The sequence below is a fragment of the Actinoplanes flavus genome (genome assembly GCF_017592555.1).
Lineage (GTDB): Bacteria > Actinomycetota > Actinomycetes > Mycobacteriales > Micromonosporaceae > Actinoplanes > Actinoplanes flavus.
On record NZ_JAGFNS010000019.1, the window covers coordinates 65,971 to 78,652 of the forward strand.

The following is a 12,682-nucleotide window of genomic DNA, read 5'->3' on the forward strand; positions in this document are numbered from 1 at the left end:
CCGCGGCTCAATGTCGGTCGCGGACAACCCTCAATGACGAGTACTCAGAAATGGCCCCTCGGCAGCAACCTGGAAAGAAGAATGATGAGCGTTGACACCTCGGCGGACCGGCACCAATTCAATTGGCTGCTCGGCAACTTCGTCCACCAGACGGACGGCGTGCGCGACGCCGTGGCGGTGTCCTCCGACGGGTTGCTGATCGCCGGGTCGGACGGGCTGAACCGGGCCGAGGCGGACCAGCTGGCCGCCATCGTCTCCAGCCTGGCCAGCCTGGCCCGCAGCGCCTCCCGCCGGTACGACTTCGACGGCCTCAAACTCATCATGATCGAGATGCACCGGGGCTTCCTGCTGGTCTCGGTCATCAGCGGCGGCAGCGTCCTCGGCGTGGTGGCCGGCAGTGATTGCGATCTGGGCCTGGTCGGCTACGAGATCTCACTGCTCGCCGACCGCTTCGGCGATCTGCTCACCCCGGCCCTGATCGCAGAGTCCCGGCAACACCTACCGCGATGAGCGAGTCGTCGGAGATTCCGTACGCCGGTTCCCATCGGCCGTCCGACGGGTACGGGCTGCACTCGGGCGGCATGGACGAGGATCCGGTGATCCGCCCGTTCATGCTGACCGGTGGGCGTACCGAGCCACTGCACGACGGAATCCGGATCGAGACACTGCTGCACGCGGCACCGGCCGCGCTGTCGGCGCCGCTGCGCTTCGAGTCCCGGCGCATCGTCGAACTCGCACAGGCGCCGATGTCGGTCGCCGACCTGTCGGTGGCGCTGCGCGCGCCGCTCGGCGTCGTCCGCGTCATCGTGGCCGACCTGATCACGCAGGGCTACCTCTCCGTCGAGGATCAGCCCGGCGAGCTCTCCACCAGTTTGATCGAAAGGATCAGGGACCGTGTCCGGGCGCTCTAGGGAGCCGTCGACAGCGCACCCCATCGCTGTCAAGATCGTCATCAGCGGCGGCTTCGGCGTCGGGAAGACCACCTTCGTGGGGGCCATCTCCGAGATCGAGCCGCTGGTCACCGAGGCCGAGATGACCGAGAGGTCGATCGGCATCGACGACACCTCCGCGGTGTCCGGCAAGACCACCACCACCGTCGCCCTCGACTTCGGCCGAATCACCCTGGACGACGCGCTGCTGCTCTACCTGTTCGGCACCCCCGGGCAGGACCGGTTCGCGTTCCTCTGGGACGACCTGGTCGACGGGGCGCTCGGCTCGATCGTGCTGGTCGACACCCGGCGGATCGAGGACTCGTTCCCGGCCATCGACTACTTCGAGGAGCACGAGATCCCGTTCATCATCGGCGTCAACCGGTTCACCGGCGCCCAGCGCTTCCAGCTCGCCGAGGTCCGCGACGCGCTCGGAGTCGGCGAGGGCGTACCCCTGGTGGAGTGCGACGCGCGCGACCGCGAGTCGGTGAAGAGCGTCCTGGTGGCGCTCACCGAGGAGGTTCTCGCCAAACGGGCGGGCCGGGAGCGGGCGGGGTCGATCCGGTGAGGCGCGCACTCTCCCGGCTCGTCGCCGTCATCGGCATCGCCGCGCTGGCCGGCTGCTCCGGCACCGAGGCGGCCATCGCGCCGCCGCCCGGCGTGCCCGACCCGGTCGGCTGCGGCAGCGTGAACATCGCGGTCAACCCCTGGTCCGGGTACTCCGCCAACGTCGCCGTGGTCAGCTATCTGCTCGAGGAGGAGCTGAACTGCAAGGTCGGCACCGTGGAGCTGAGCGAGACCGCCTCGTGGGCCGGCCTGGTCGACGGCAGCATCGACGTGATCCTGGAGAACTGGGGCCACGACGACCTGAAGAAGAAGTACATCGACGGCCAAAAGGTCGCCGTGGAGCTCGGGCTCACCGGCAACAAGGGCGTCATCGGCTGGTACGTGCCACCGTGGATGGCCAAGACCTACCCGGACATCACGAACTGGCGCAAGCTCAACGGCTACGCCGACCTCTTCAAGACCAAGGCCTCCGGTGAGAAGGGCCAGTTCCTGGCCGGCGACCCGTCCTTCGTCACCAACGACGACAAGCTGATCGAGAACCTCAAACTCGACTACACCGTGGTGTACGCGGGCAGCGAGGACAAACTCATCGCCGCGTTCCGCAGGGCGCAGGCCAACCGGACGCCGCTGCTCGGCTACTTCTACGAGCCGCAGTGGCTGCTGTCGGACATCAAACTGGTACGGATTCCGCTGCCCAACTACACGCCCGGCTGCGACGCCGACCCGGAGACGGTGGCCTGCGACTACCAGCCGTACGACCTCGACAAGATCGCCCGGAAGAGGTTCGTCGACTCGGGCAGCCCGGCCGCCACCTTCCTGAAGAACTGGAAGTGGACCAACGACGACCAGAACAAGGTCGCCAAGGACATGACCCAGAACGGCCTGTCCGCCGAGGACGCGGCCCGCCGGTGGGCCGACGCGAACCGCGCCGTCTGGGAGAAGTGGCTGCCCTGACCCTCACCCCTCGCCGTCGAGGAACCGGGCCAGTCTTCCGAGGTCGATCCTGGGCACGTCCTCCGGGCGCAGCACGATCCGCAGCTCGGGGCTGATCCGGGCGGCCCGGTTCCGGACGGCGAACGAGCCGGCCAGCGTCATGATCAGCTGGTCCGGCGTGGCCGAGGAGATCCGGGACAGCCCCGCGCCGATCAGCGGCACGGCGACCGGCCTCAGCTGCCCGTGCAGGTAGACGGCGTCCCACAGCCGCTCCAGGCTGACCGCGACGTCCTGTTCGGAGGAACGGGCGACCAGGTCATTGCCCATCCTGCTGTACGCCACGGCGAACAGCAGCCGGCCGCCGGCCCTCAGCACCGCCACGGTGCCGACCGGGTATCTGATCAGCTTGCCCCGGCGTTTGGCCGCCCGCGTCTCGCGCCCCTCCGGCTGCACCTCCGCCAGCGCGTTCCGCAACCGCCGGTCCAGCAGTCCCCGGTCGTCGCCGAAGAACCGCCGGGCCGCCTCCGCCTGCAACGATCCGCCGCTGATCACGACATCCTGGCGGGCGTCGGTGTCGAAGGTGTCGGTGAACCCGATCACCAGATGCGCGTCGTCCTCCGCGAGGAGGTCGCCGACCACCACCGAGACCGTCGACGGCTGCGCGCCGTGCAACGTACGGCGCAGCAGATCCCGCCGGCCGGACCGCAGCCGGCGCCGGAGATCGGCGACCACCAGGGACAGCCCGTCGTCTCCGGGGTGTTCGGTGACCAGGCGCTCGGCGAGGCCCAGCGCCTCCTCGTACCGGCCGATGTCCACGCACGCCTGGAGGAGATCACGGTCCGCGGCGGCACGGAGGTCACACAGGCCGTCGATGACCGGCTTCGCGAAGGGCAGGTGCGACACCTCCGGCAGCGGGCCGCCCCGCCACAGCGCCGACGCCTCACGGAGCAGGTCCACCGCCATCGCCGCGTCCGAGCGGCGCGCCCGGCCGACCAGGTCGCGGTATCGCAGGAAGTCGATCCGGTCCGGCGCCAATCCCCACCGGTACGACGCGGTACGGCCGAGCCGGTACGTCTCGACCAGGTTGGCGCCGGCCCGGCGGATCTCGTTGACCGCCTTCTGCACCTGCGTGCGCTCGTGGCGATCGACCCGGTTACGGGCGTCCCTCCACACGTCCCGGTAGATCCGGTCCACCGGCACGAACTCCCCCGCGTCCACGGCGAGCCGCAGCAGGACGGCGATCGACCGGGGCGACAGTCGCCACGGCACACCCCCGACGGTCAATTCGGCGGGCCCGAGCACGGCGAGGTCCGGAAGCGTTTCGGAAGCGATCGGGAAGCGCCCGGAGCCTTTTGCGGGAAGCATCCTTCGGATTTCCTATGAGTCGGTGACCGGAACTGACGGCGTTGATCGATTTCTGGCGCGGGTTTCGGCACGGAGAGGACGCGACCGGATGAGCCGAATCTACGGAATCACGGACCCACGCGCATCGGTCGACGGTGATGTCGATGATCGATGACGGAGGACAGAACGCCATGATGCTGTTGTCGATCGTGGTCGGTGCGATAGCCGGATCGGTTCCCACCATCATGATCGAGAAAGTGCGGCACCGTAGTGTGCTGGGCACGCGCTGGGACAACGCGATCCAGGGCACGTGCGCGGATTTCGCCGCGTGCGCCCGTACCGTCATCGATCTCGCGGACCATCACGCGACGCTCGACGAGGCCGACCGGCCGGCGAGCCTGGAACAGATCCGCCGGGAACGCGGCCGGTTGCAGACGCTCATGGCGGAGGTCCGGATCCTCGCCGACGAACCGGTCCAGCTGGCCGCGCGGCGGTTCGTACGCCATGCGTGGGCCCTGCAGGTCATGACGGCGACCGGGATCGATCCCCGGGCCGCCGACTATCCGGCCGATCCGCCACGGGACCGTGCGCTCGCGGCGCTCTTCGACTTCTACCGGGCCGTCCGTCACCGGTTGCGGGTCCCGGACGCCGCCGACCTCGCACCGCTCAACCCTCCGCAGGAGGTCGTCCACCGATGACGACCCTCCAGGAGAGACCCCCGGCCGTGGAGGTGCCGGAGGAGCCGCACCGCTCGTGGACGAGCACGCCGACACGCCAGCTCTGCGCCTCCATGCACCTGTACCCCGGCCTCCGGAACTCCGTGCTCGAACTGTTCCTCGGCGAGCGGCACCGGGCATGGGGCCCCAACTACGGCGTCGACAGCACCGCGGTCATCCGGCACGCCTGGTGGGCCCGGCGCTGGCAGCGCATCCGTGACACCGCCCTCGGGCTGGTCCTGCTCGCCATGGTCGTCACGCTCGTCTCCCGGTGGTGGGCGCACGGCCGTCTCGTGGCCGTCGGCGCGACCATCGCCTGGATCGTCGCGGCCGTCGCGCTCCGGCGGCTGATGCGCCGACGGCGGTGGACCGCACGCCGGGTGGCGATCTGGTACCGGCAGCGGAAGGAGTCCTGGCGGCAGTTCATCTGGTGGTGCGCCGCGGTCGTGGTCGCGGCCCTGGGCTTCACCGGGTACGGGTTCTGGCAGGCGGTCGGCCGCCGGGAGGCGATGGTCATCGGGGTGGCCGCCGGGGTCGTCCTGCTCATCGGCATCCTGGACGAGACTGTCGTGATGGCGCGCGCCCGGCGGGCGATGTTCGGCCGGCCGGGCGGGAGCGGTGAGCGACCGCCCCGGGAACAGGCGCCGGCGCTGCCCGCCCGGCCGGCGCGGCGCCTCGCCGACCTCCACGACAGCCCCGAGCCGCCGCAGACATCCGAGCACGCGCTGGCCCGGGTCGTCACCTACGACTTCGGGAGTCGCCGGGACACCTTCCTGGAGAACACCTTCGTGGGCAGCGGCTCGGTCATCGATCAGTTCCAGTTCGACATCGACGTCGCCCGCGGACGGACCACGGCGAGCGGCTCACGGAAGAAGCCCAAGCCCGTCGACCTGGTGTCGGTGCACCACGGGCTGGAGCGAGTCGCCCTCACCGACGACCTGCCCGGCTCGTGGGTGGGCTACCGGACCTACGTCGACGGCAACGGCCTTCCGGAGTTGCCGGACTGCTGGCTGCCGCTGGAGCGGATGCTGCCGAGTCTCCTCCATCCGACCGCGGACCGGCGGACCTATCTCTGCTACCAGGTGCCGGTCGTCAACTGGGACGAGCGGATCATCCTGACCCTGTTCCTGCGGGCCGATCTGACCGGCGACAACCTGATGCTGCACATCGACACGCTGATGCTTCCCCTGATGACGATCGGCGGGTCGGCGAACATCCACCAATTGCCCAGGGACTGGTGGACGCACGGCACGTCAGCGGTCTGCCGGGGATCGACGCGCGTCTGGCGCGCCGCCGTCCGGGGGCTGTTCTGGCTGCCCGGCGATCTCAGTCGCCTGACTCAGCGGGTCTTCGCCACCTGGTTCACGAACTACCGGATCCGGCACCACAGACCCGTCGGCCGCGGCGCCGCCTACTCCGTCCGGGAGAAGCTGGCGGAGGGAGTGATCATGGTCCACCCGAACGCGGTGCAGGACATCAACCGCACCATCGCGTTCCTCATGCAGGCTCTCCGCAACGGCCTCTCGGACTATCTGAAGAGCCGCAACATCGACACGTCCTCACTGGAGGACGACATTCGAACGGTGATCCATCGCCAACAGAACAAGATCGGCCAATTGCATTCCAAGAACGTCGTGTTCGGCAAGAAGGGCAAGGCCGGTGACCAGACGCCGGACAAGGAGGACAAGGACGACCCGGAGAAGTGAGGAAAATGGGCAAGGGACAACAGAACACGATCAAGAACCTGCACGGTACGAACGTGGCGTTCGGTGACCGGACGGTGGTGGGAGATCAGGTCCTCGCCGCGCCGCGTAGCGCGAGTGGACGGCGGGCGGAGGATCCGCGAACGGTCTTCGTCATCCACGGCCGCGATCTGGACGTACGCAACGCGGTCTTCGATTTTCTGCGTGCCCTCGGATTGCAGCCGCAGGAGTGGGAACACCTGGTCCGCGCCACCGGCAAGGGCGCGCCCGCACTGGCCGAGGTGGTGACCCGGGCGGTACGGGAGGCCCAGGCCGTCGTCGCGCTCCTCACCCCGGACGACGTCGTCCAGCTGCACCCGGATCTGCGCGACGCCTCGGACACCGACGGCGAACTGCCGGCCGGCTGCCAGGCGCGGCCCAACGTGTTCCTGGAACTCGGCATGGCCCTGGCCGCGCTGCCCGACCACACGATCATCCTGGAGGCGGGTGTCATGCGGCGCACCGCCGACCTGGCCGGCCTCAACTACGTGACGATCAGCGCGGCCGTGGACTGGCGCAACAAGGTCGCCCAGCGGCTGGAGAACGCGGGCTGCCCGGTCGACCGGGCCGGCGGCGACTGGCAGCACCCGCGGCGGTTCGCCGGCCTCGCCGCCTATCGCCGCTGTTAGGCCTGCTCCTCGGGCTCGTCGGTGGGCGGGACCGGCGGGGTGTCGTATCGCCGGCCGCGCTTCTGGAGGCGGGCCCGGGAGCTGGCGGACAGGAACTTGCCGGCGCGCGAGGCCGAGCCCATCTCGGTCTCGCGCGCCAGGTAGTCGAGTGTCGCGGCCTCCTCGGCGAGGTCGGCGGCCAGTGACTCCGGAGCGTCCGCCCGCGCCTTGCCGATCTCCTCCCGGGCCTGCCGGATCTCCTCCAGCGCGGCCGTCGAGTCGCCCTGGTTGAGCAGCTCGGATGCCCGCCGCTTGGCCCGCTGGGCGCGCAGGTAGACCAGCTCGGTGCGGACCACCGGGTCGGGCACCCGGCCGGCGGCCACGTCACCGGGCACCACGTTGACGTGCACCGGCACCGTCACCGTGTGCTGGGCCAGCGCCGGCAGCTCCACGTGGGTGAAGGTCAGCGTCGCGATCTCGGCCAGGCCCAGCGCGGCGACCGCCGGCACCTCGAAGGTGAGCACCAGCCGACGGGTCTCGTCGGCGTAGAAGCCGCCGAGCTCGATGAGCAGGCCGTCGTCGACCACGTTGGCCGGCAGGTCGTTGACCACCAGCACGCCGCTGACCACCGGGGCGAGCCGGACGTGCAGCGAGGCGGCCTGGACGGTCTGCGCCAGCAGGGCCTGGACCTCGCCGGCGATCAGCGCGATGGCGGTGTCCGGCTCCTCGGCGAAGTGCTCGTTGCCGGAGCCGCCCCGGGCGATCGCCGACATGATCCGCTCGTCGTAGCCCAGCCCGAACCCGAGCGTCGACGTGGTGACGCCGTGCGTGTACGCCTCGGCCGCCACCCGGGCCAGCGCCTCCGGATCGGTGATGCCCGCGTTGGCGTGCCCGTCGCTGATGATCAGGACGGTGGCGCCGGCCGCCCCGGCCACCCGGCGGGCCTCCTGGAGCCCGCGCAGGTAGCCGCCGGACAGGTCGGTGCTGTTGCGCGCCTGCACCCCGGCGATGGCCCGTTTGGCCGCCGCCTTGTCGGTCAGCCGCCGGGCCGGCACCACCACGTCGACCCGGTCGTCGAAGACGACCAGGCCGAAGTGGTCGCGGGGATCCAGGCGGTCCACGAGGGCGATCAGCGCGCTCTTCGCCCCGTCGAGCCGGCCGCCGCTCATCGAGCCGCTGCGGTCCAGCACCACCACGAGGGTGCTGGGCGGCCGCTCGGCGCCGTCACCGGGCACCGGCGGCGCGGCCAGCTCGATCATCACGGAGACCTGGTCCTCGGTCTCGATGGCGAGCATCTCGACATCGAGGTGGGCGGTGACGCGCACGGCACTACTCCTTCGCCGGAACCTCTGGGCCGGCCGACTGTAGTAGACCGTCGCTCGTCGCCGGGGCGGTCGGCGACGGTTCGGCCGAGGGTGTGGGCGTCCCGGCCGGTTCGGGCGTGGCCGTGGGTGCCGCCGTCTCCAGCCAGCGGTCCGGGACCGTCGACACGGGACGCGGGGGCTCATCGTCCTTCGTCGTGTCCTCGACGAACATCGGGTCCACCATGAAGCAGTCGCCTCCGGCGCGGTCCGTCTCGGCCACCGCGGTCACGGTCCGCCACCGGTTCACCGGGACCTCGACCTTCTGCGCCTCCCCCGGCTCGACGGCGATCTGCGAGGTGCGGTATTCGGGCGTGGCGCCGTCGCCACCGCGGAACTGCCAGGTGCATGCGGCGTCCTCCGGCGACTGGAGGGTGGTGACGAGACGCGACGACCTCACCTCCTTCCAGCGCATCCGTGACTCGTTCTTCTTCGTGCCGCGTTCCCGGGGTACGAAGGCGGTGCTGATGCCGCCCTTCCGGTTCGGCCCGCGGAGCACCGTCACGGTCTCGTCCAGCGGCTCGGTCCTCTCCGGGGCGGTCGCCGGCGGGGTGCCGGCCGGTGTCTCGGGTTCGGTCTGGCGTGCGGCGCCGTCCTGAACGACCGGCAGGTGCCGGGCCTCCCCCTCGGGCACGGTCTGCAGCACCAGGGAGTTGAGTCGTTGCGGGTTCGCGACCGTCTCCTGGCGGCTCCCACGCACGACGGTGAGCTGCACGGCGACGAGGAGGGCGCCCAGGACGACGGCCGCGGCGAGCAGGGCGGCCGAGCCGCGGAACCGGCCCACCACCGGCCGCAGCGGTTGCCCGCCCTCGCCGCCGGTCGGCACCCGGGCGGCCGGCACGACGACGGATTCCCGCGGGCACCCGGCCCGCCCGATGGTCTCCTCGATCACGACGACGTCGTCGTCCGCCCGGACGACACCGCGATCCAACGCGAATTCCATGCATTTCAACGCCGTTTCGAATTCGCCGTACCGGACCAGGACGTGCCCGGCCTCGTGCACGGCGTATCCGTCCGCGTACGGGGAGAACTCGTCCGTCTCCGCCGGTTCCGCGTGCCCACACTCGAATTCGATCTCGCTGCCCATCTTCACGAGTCAGCCTTCCCGGTAGTCACGACGGTTTGCCATTCTCCACATTTTCGCGATCTCGGTCCCGATCGCGCGGTAGTCGACCAGTCGATGCCGGACGAGAGGGCGAGCACGTTGGAAATCCACCCCGGCGACACCGATGACGAGAATCGCCTCGTGATCGCGCGGATCGGCGCCGTTCAGCAGCCCGCGCAGGTATCCGTACCGATCGTCCTCCGCGACGATCTTGGCCCAGCGCTCGTACTTCTCCTCCCGCTGCTTCTTCTCGGCGAATACCGCCCGCAGCGCTTCGACGTTGGCCGCGTTGACCGCCGACCCGATTTCCCGCACCGCCTCCCGGCGCGGGACCGGACGGCCGTCCCGGTCCGGTTCCGCGTGGACCAGAGGCCTTCCGGTGCGCTTGTAGGAACGGTACGAAATGACGATGTTCTTCATCAGCGGGATCGTCCAGTCGACCGGCCGTGGAGTCAGAAAATCGAATACCCCATAGCAGACGACCGCACGAATCTCCCGATGGCTGTGATCCACGAGAACTCGCTAACGATTAAGCGCGGAAGCCCTCTCCGCGCAGCATGAGCCGATTTGTTCTGCCGGGCCGAGATCACCGCGAGATCACTCGGCGGCGCGGGGCGGGCTGAACACGGGCATTCGCCGTCGGGTCAGCGGTGGGTCGGAAACCCCGCGCGATCACCGCGACTTTATACCGGACTTATCGCCAATGTCTGAATCAGCGACCGGAAATGAGATAGATCAGGCTTTAGAGTGATGAAGATGCCCGAAAGCCAGGGTGGTGAGCTCGCGGGCGTAGGTCTCCGGGTCGATCTCGGCGGCGTCGGCCAGGGCGCCACTGAGCCACAGGTCGGCGAAACCGTGGGCCATCGACCAGGCGGCCACCGTGGCGACCCGGTCGCGGGCCGGGTCCGGGGAGAGGGCACGGCCGCCGCGGGACAGGATCGCGGCGGCGCGGGCGCGGGCCGGGGCCACCGCGGGGTCGGCCGGACGGTACAGCTCGGGGCGGAACATCACCTGGAAGTGCGAGCGGTGCCGGACGGCGAAACGGACGTACGCCACGCCGACGTCGAGGAAGTCGCCGCCGGCCGCCTCCAGGGCCGCCGCGAACAGGTCGAAGCCCTCGGCCGCGACGGCGGTGAGCAGGCCGGTCTTGTCCCCGAAGTGGTGCGCGGGAGCGGTGTGCGACACCCCGGCGCGGCGGGCGAGCTCGCGCAGGCTCCAGCCGGTGGGACCGGACTCGCCGATGGCCTGGAGCGCGGCGTCGAGCATGACGCGGCGCAGGTTCCCGTGGTGGTAGGCGGGCTGCTCCATACCGGAACCCTATCTTTCCACTGGCAAAATCCGGAACACCGCGTTATCTTTCCAGTGGAAACTTTCCACTGGAAAGGTGATGCTCATGATTCCGCTCCTCGCCCTGATCGCCGGGTCCGCCGTGCTCCGCCTGATCGGCCTGGCCGGTGTGGACGCCCTCGACGGCTGGCAGCCGGCCCTGCGCGGCGGCCTCGCGCTGATGCTGGTCCTCACCGGGACGCAGCACTTCCGGCCCGGCTGGCGGCAGGACATGATCGCGATGGTGCCGCCCGCGCTCCCCCGGCCGGATCTGCTCGTCACCCTCACCGGCGTCCTGGAGCTGGCCGGCGCCGTGGCCCTGCTGATCCCGCCGCTGGCGCCCTACGCCGCGGCCGGGCTGGCACTGCTCATGCTCGCGATGTTCCCGGCCAACGTGTCGGCGGCCCGGCGCGGGCTGAGCCTGGGCGGCCGGCCGGTCACCCCGCTGCCTCTGCGCACCGCCATGCAGGTGGTGTTCGTGGCCGCCGCCGCCCTGGCGCTGTAGCCCCTTGGGTCGCCGCGGTCGAGACAGCGCTGAAGACCGGTCGGACTCAGGTCACCGGCGACCGTGTCGATCAGACATTTCGTGGAGACGAGCAGGCGCATGGTGTCGCGGACGTGCCTGGCCCTCTTCGTGGTGGCCGTGACGTGGTTCGCGATCACGGCGGTTCACCCGGTGGGGCCGGCCTGGCTGCTGTGGGCGACCATCCCGGTGAGCGGGCCGCTGGCGGCGGTCGCGTTCTGGTCGGTCTCCCGCGACCGGGCGCTGCCCGCCCCGACCCGCCGGTTCTGGCGGCACCTGAGCCCGATCCCGGTGCTGGTGGCCGCCGGGCAGACGGCGCAGGCCGCCGATGTCCTGGCTCACCCGGGTGCGCGTACGTCGTACACCGGCTCGGTCATGCTGTGTCTGGACGGCCTGGCGCTGCTCTGCCTGATCTTCGCCCTGGCGCGCCTGCCCGTCGGCGACAGCCGGCCGGGCGCGGGCGCGCGGGTCGCCCTGGACGCCGGCACCATGGCCCTGGCGGCGGCGCTGTTCATCTGGCACTTCGGGACCCGGCCGGCGCTGCGTGACGGGACGGCCTCGACGGTGCTGACCTCGCTGGCTCTCGCGGTGCTGGCGATTCTGGTGGTGTTCGCGCTGGCCAAGGTGATGGTGTCGGACTACGCGGCGATCGACCGGCACGGTCTGCGGATTCTGGCGGCCGGGGTGTTCGTGGCGGCCCTGGCGCCGATGCTCCAGCCGCTGCTCGCCGGGGTGCAGGCCCGGCTGTTCATGGCGCAGATCTACCTGCCGCTGGTGTTCTGGTTCGCCGCCGAGGCCGCCGGGTCGCAGGCCCGCGTCCCGGGTTCGCGGACCCGGCCGGCGCGGCGGCGGCCGTACAGTGTGCTGCCCTATGTGGCGGTGGCCGCGGTGGACGGGCTGCTGCTGGTGGCGGCCTGGCAGGGGTCCGACGACATGGTGGCGGTGGCGTTCACCGCGGTGGCGCTGACCGCGGTGGTGGCGTACCGGCAGACCCGGGCGTTGCAGGACAACAGACTGCTGCTGGAACGGCTGGACCACGCGGCCTCGCACGACGGGCTGACCGGGCTGGCCAACCGGGCACTGTGCCACCGGCGGCTCGCCGAGGCGCTGTCCGGTCCGTGCCCGGTGCACGTGGCGCTGCTGGACCTGGACGGATTCAAGGAGATCAACGACACGTACGGCCACGAGGCCGGCGACATGCTGCTGACCTGGGTGGCCGGTGCGCTGGCCGGCGCGGTCGGGCCCGGCGACACCGCGGCCCGGCTGGGCGGCGACGAGTTCGTGCTGGTGCTGCCCGGAACCACCTGCGCCGAGGCGTCCACCGTGATCGGCCGGGTGATGGCCGGGCTGGCCGATCCGGTCACCGTGGCCGGCCGGGCGCTGCGCGTCCGGGCCAGCATCGGCGTGGCCTGCGGGCGGCACGGCGACGACCAGGACGATCTGTTGCGCGCGGCGGACAGTGCGATGTACGCCGCCAAGCGCGTACCCGGTTCGGCGCACCTGCACGCGGCGGCCGTCGCCGCCTGAC

Annotated in this window: 14 protein-coding genes; 9 read left to right on the top strand and 5 right to left on the bottom strand. The window is 70.7% G+C overall.

Annotation, left to right across the window (positions count from 1 at the left end; genetic code table 11):
* Positions 1 to 84 precede the first annotated feature (84 nt).
* The 4 genes from J5X75_RS26985 (at position 85) to J5X75_RS27000 (ending at position 2,450) form a co-directional block, all read left to right on the top strand.
* Entirely contained in the window at positions 85 to 510 is a 426-nt protein-coding gene (locus tag J5X75_RS26985) for a roadblock/LC7 domain-containing protein (protein WP_208470307.1), read from the top strand.
* A 71-nt stretch (positions 511 to 581) separates the two neighbouring features.
* Positions 582 to 911 carry a DUF742 domain-containing protein gene (locus J5X75_RS26990; protein ID WP_307798290.1) on the top strand — a complete coding sequence of 110 codons (330 nt, stop codon included), beginning with the start codon at positions 582 to 584 and terminating at the stop codon, positions 909 to 911.
* Positions 895 to 1,497: a GTP-binding protein gene (locus J5X75_RS26995; RefSeq protein ID WP_208470309.1), complete on the top strand. Its 603-nt coding sequence runs from the start codon at positions 895 to 897 to the stop codon at positions 1,495 to 1,497. The genes J5X75_RS26990 and J5X75_RS26995 overlap by 17 nt, the downstream gene beginning before the upstream one ends.
* The gene (locus J5X75_RS27000) at positions 1,494 to 2,450 is read left to right on the top strand and encodes an ABC transporter substrate-binding protein (protein ID WP_307798278.1); all 957 of its coding nucleotides are present in this window, start codon (positions 1,494 to 1,496) and stop codon (positions 2,448 to 2,450) included. The genes J5X75_RS26995 and J5X75_RS27000 overlap by 4 nt, the downstream gene beginning before the upstream one ends.
* A gap of 3 nt (positions 2,451 to 2,453) precedes the next feature.
* On the opposite strand, the gene J5X75_RS27005 is transcribed toward J5X75_RS27000, so the two are convergent.
* Positions 2,454 to 3,698: an AfsR/SARP family transcriptional regulator gene (locus tag J5X75_RS27005; RefSeq protein WP_208470310.1), complete on the bottom strand. Its 1,245-nt coding sequence runs from the start codon at positions 3,696 to 3,698 to the stop codon at positions 2,454 to 2,456.
* 239 nt (positions 3,699 to 3,937) lie between these two features.
* On the opposite strand from J5X75_RS27005, the gene J5X75_RS27010 reads away from it, so the two are divergent.
* Genes J5X75_RS27010 through J5X75_RS27020 form a run of 3 tightly spaced genes read left to right on the top strand, consistent with a single transcriptional unit; the run spans position 3,938 to position 6,860 of the window.
* Entirely contained in the window at positions 3,938 to 4,471 is a 534-nt protein-coding gene (locus J5X75_RS27010) for a hypothetical protein (protein ID WP_208470311.1), read from the top strand.
* Entirely contained in the window at positions 4,468 to 6,195 is a 1,728-nt protein-coding gene (locus J5X75_RS27015; RefSeq protein ID WP_208470312.1) for an AbeC-like domain-containing protein, read from the top strand. Before J5X75_RS27010 ends, J5X75_RS27015 begins: the two co-directional genes overlap by 4 nt.
* A 5-nt stretch (positions 6,196 to 6,200) precedes the next feature.
* Entirely contained in the window at positions 6,201 to 6,860 is a 660-nt protein-coding gene (locus J5X75_RS27020; RefSeq protein WP_208470313.1) for a TIR domain-containing protein, read from the top strand.
* On the opposite strand, the gene J5X75_RS27025 is transcribed toward J5X75_RS27020, so the two are convergent.
* The 4 genes from J5X75_RS27025 to J5X75_RS27040 all read right to left on the bottom strand — a co-directional run bounded on the left by J5X75_RS27025 (position 6,857) and on the right by J5X75_RS27040 (position 10,613).
* On the bottom strand, positions 6,857 to 8,164 hold the full coding sequence (locus J5X75_RS27025) for a vWA domain-containing protein (RefSeq protein WP_208470314.1): 1,308 nt from the start codon (positions 8,162 to 8,164) through the stop codon (positions 6,857 to 6,859). The two genes, J5X75_RS27020 and J5X75_RS27025, sit on opposite strands and share 4 nt — an antisense overlap.
* Before the next feature lie 4 nt (positions 8,165 to 8,168).
* Positions 8,169 to 9,287 carry a hypothetical protein gene (locus J5X75_RS27030; RefSeq protein WP_208470315.1) on the bottom strand — a complete coding sequence of 373 codons (1,119 nt, stop codon included), beginning with the start codon at positions 9,285 to 9,287 and terminating at the stop codon, positions 8,169 to 8,171.
* 9 nt (positions 9,288 to 9,296) lie between these two features.
* The gene (locus J5X75_RS27035; protein ID WP_208470316.1) at positions 9,297 to 9,725 is read right to left on the bottom strand and encodes a hypothetical protein; all 429 of its coding nucleotides are present in this window, start codon (positions 9,723 to 9,725) and stop codon (positions 9,297 to 9,299) included.
* A 315-nt stretch (positions 9,726 to 10,040) separates the two neighbouring features.
* Complete coding sequence (locus J5X75_RS27040) at positions 10,041 to 10,613, bottom strand: TetR/AcrR family transcriptional regulator (RefSeq protein WP_208470317.1); 573 nt, start codon at positions 10,611 to 10,613, stop codon at positions 10,041 to 10,043.
* Between the two features lie 85 nt (positions 10,614 to 10,698).
* On the opposite strand from J5X75_RS27040, the gene J5X75_RS27045 reads away from it, so the two are divergent.
* Together J5X75_RS27045 and J5X75_RS27050 are read left to right on the top strand one after the other, a co-directional pair.
* Positions 10,699 to 11,136: a DoxX family protein gene (locus J5X75_RS27045; protein ID WP_208470318.1), complete on the top strand. Its 438-nt coding sequence runs from the start codon at positions 10,699 to 10,701 to the stop codon at positions 11,134 to 11,136.
* 99 nt (positions 11,137 to 11,235) lie between these two features.
* The gene (locus J5X75_RS27050) at positions 11,236 to 12,681 is read left to right on the top strand and encodes a GGDEF domain-containing protein (RefSeq protein WP_208470319.1); all 1,446 of its coding nucleotides are present in this window, start codon (positions 11,236 to 11,238) and stop codon (positions 12,679 to 12,681) included.
* The last annotated feature ends 1 nt before the right edge of the window (position 12,682 follow it).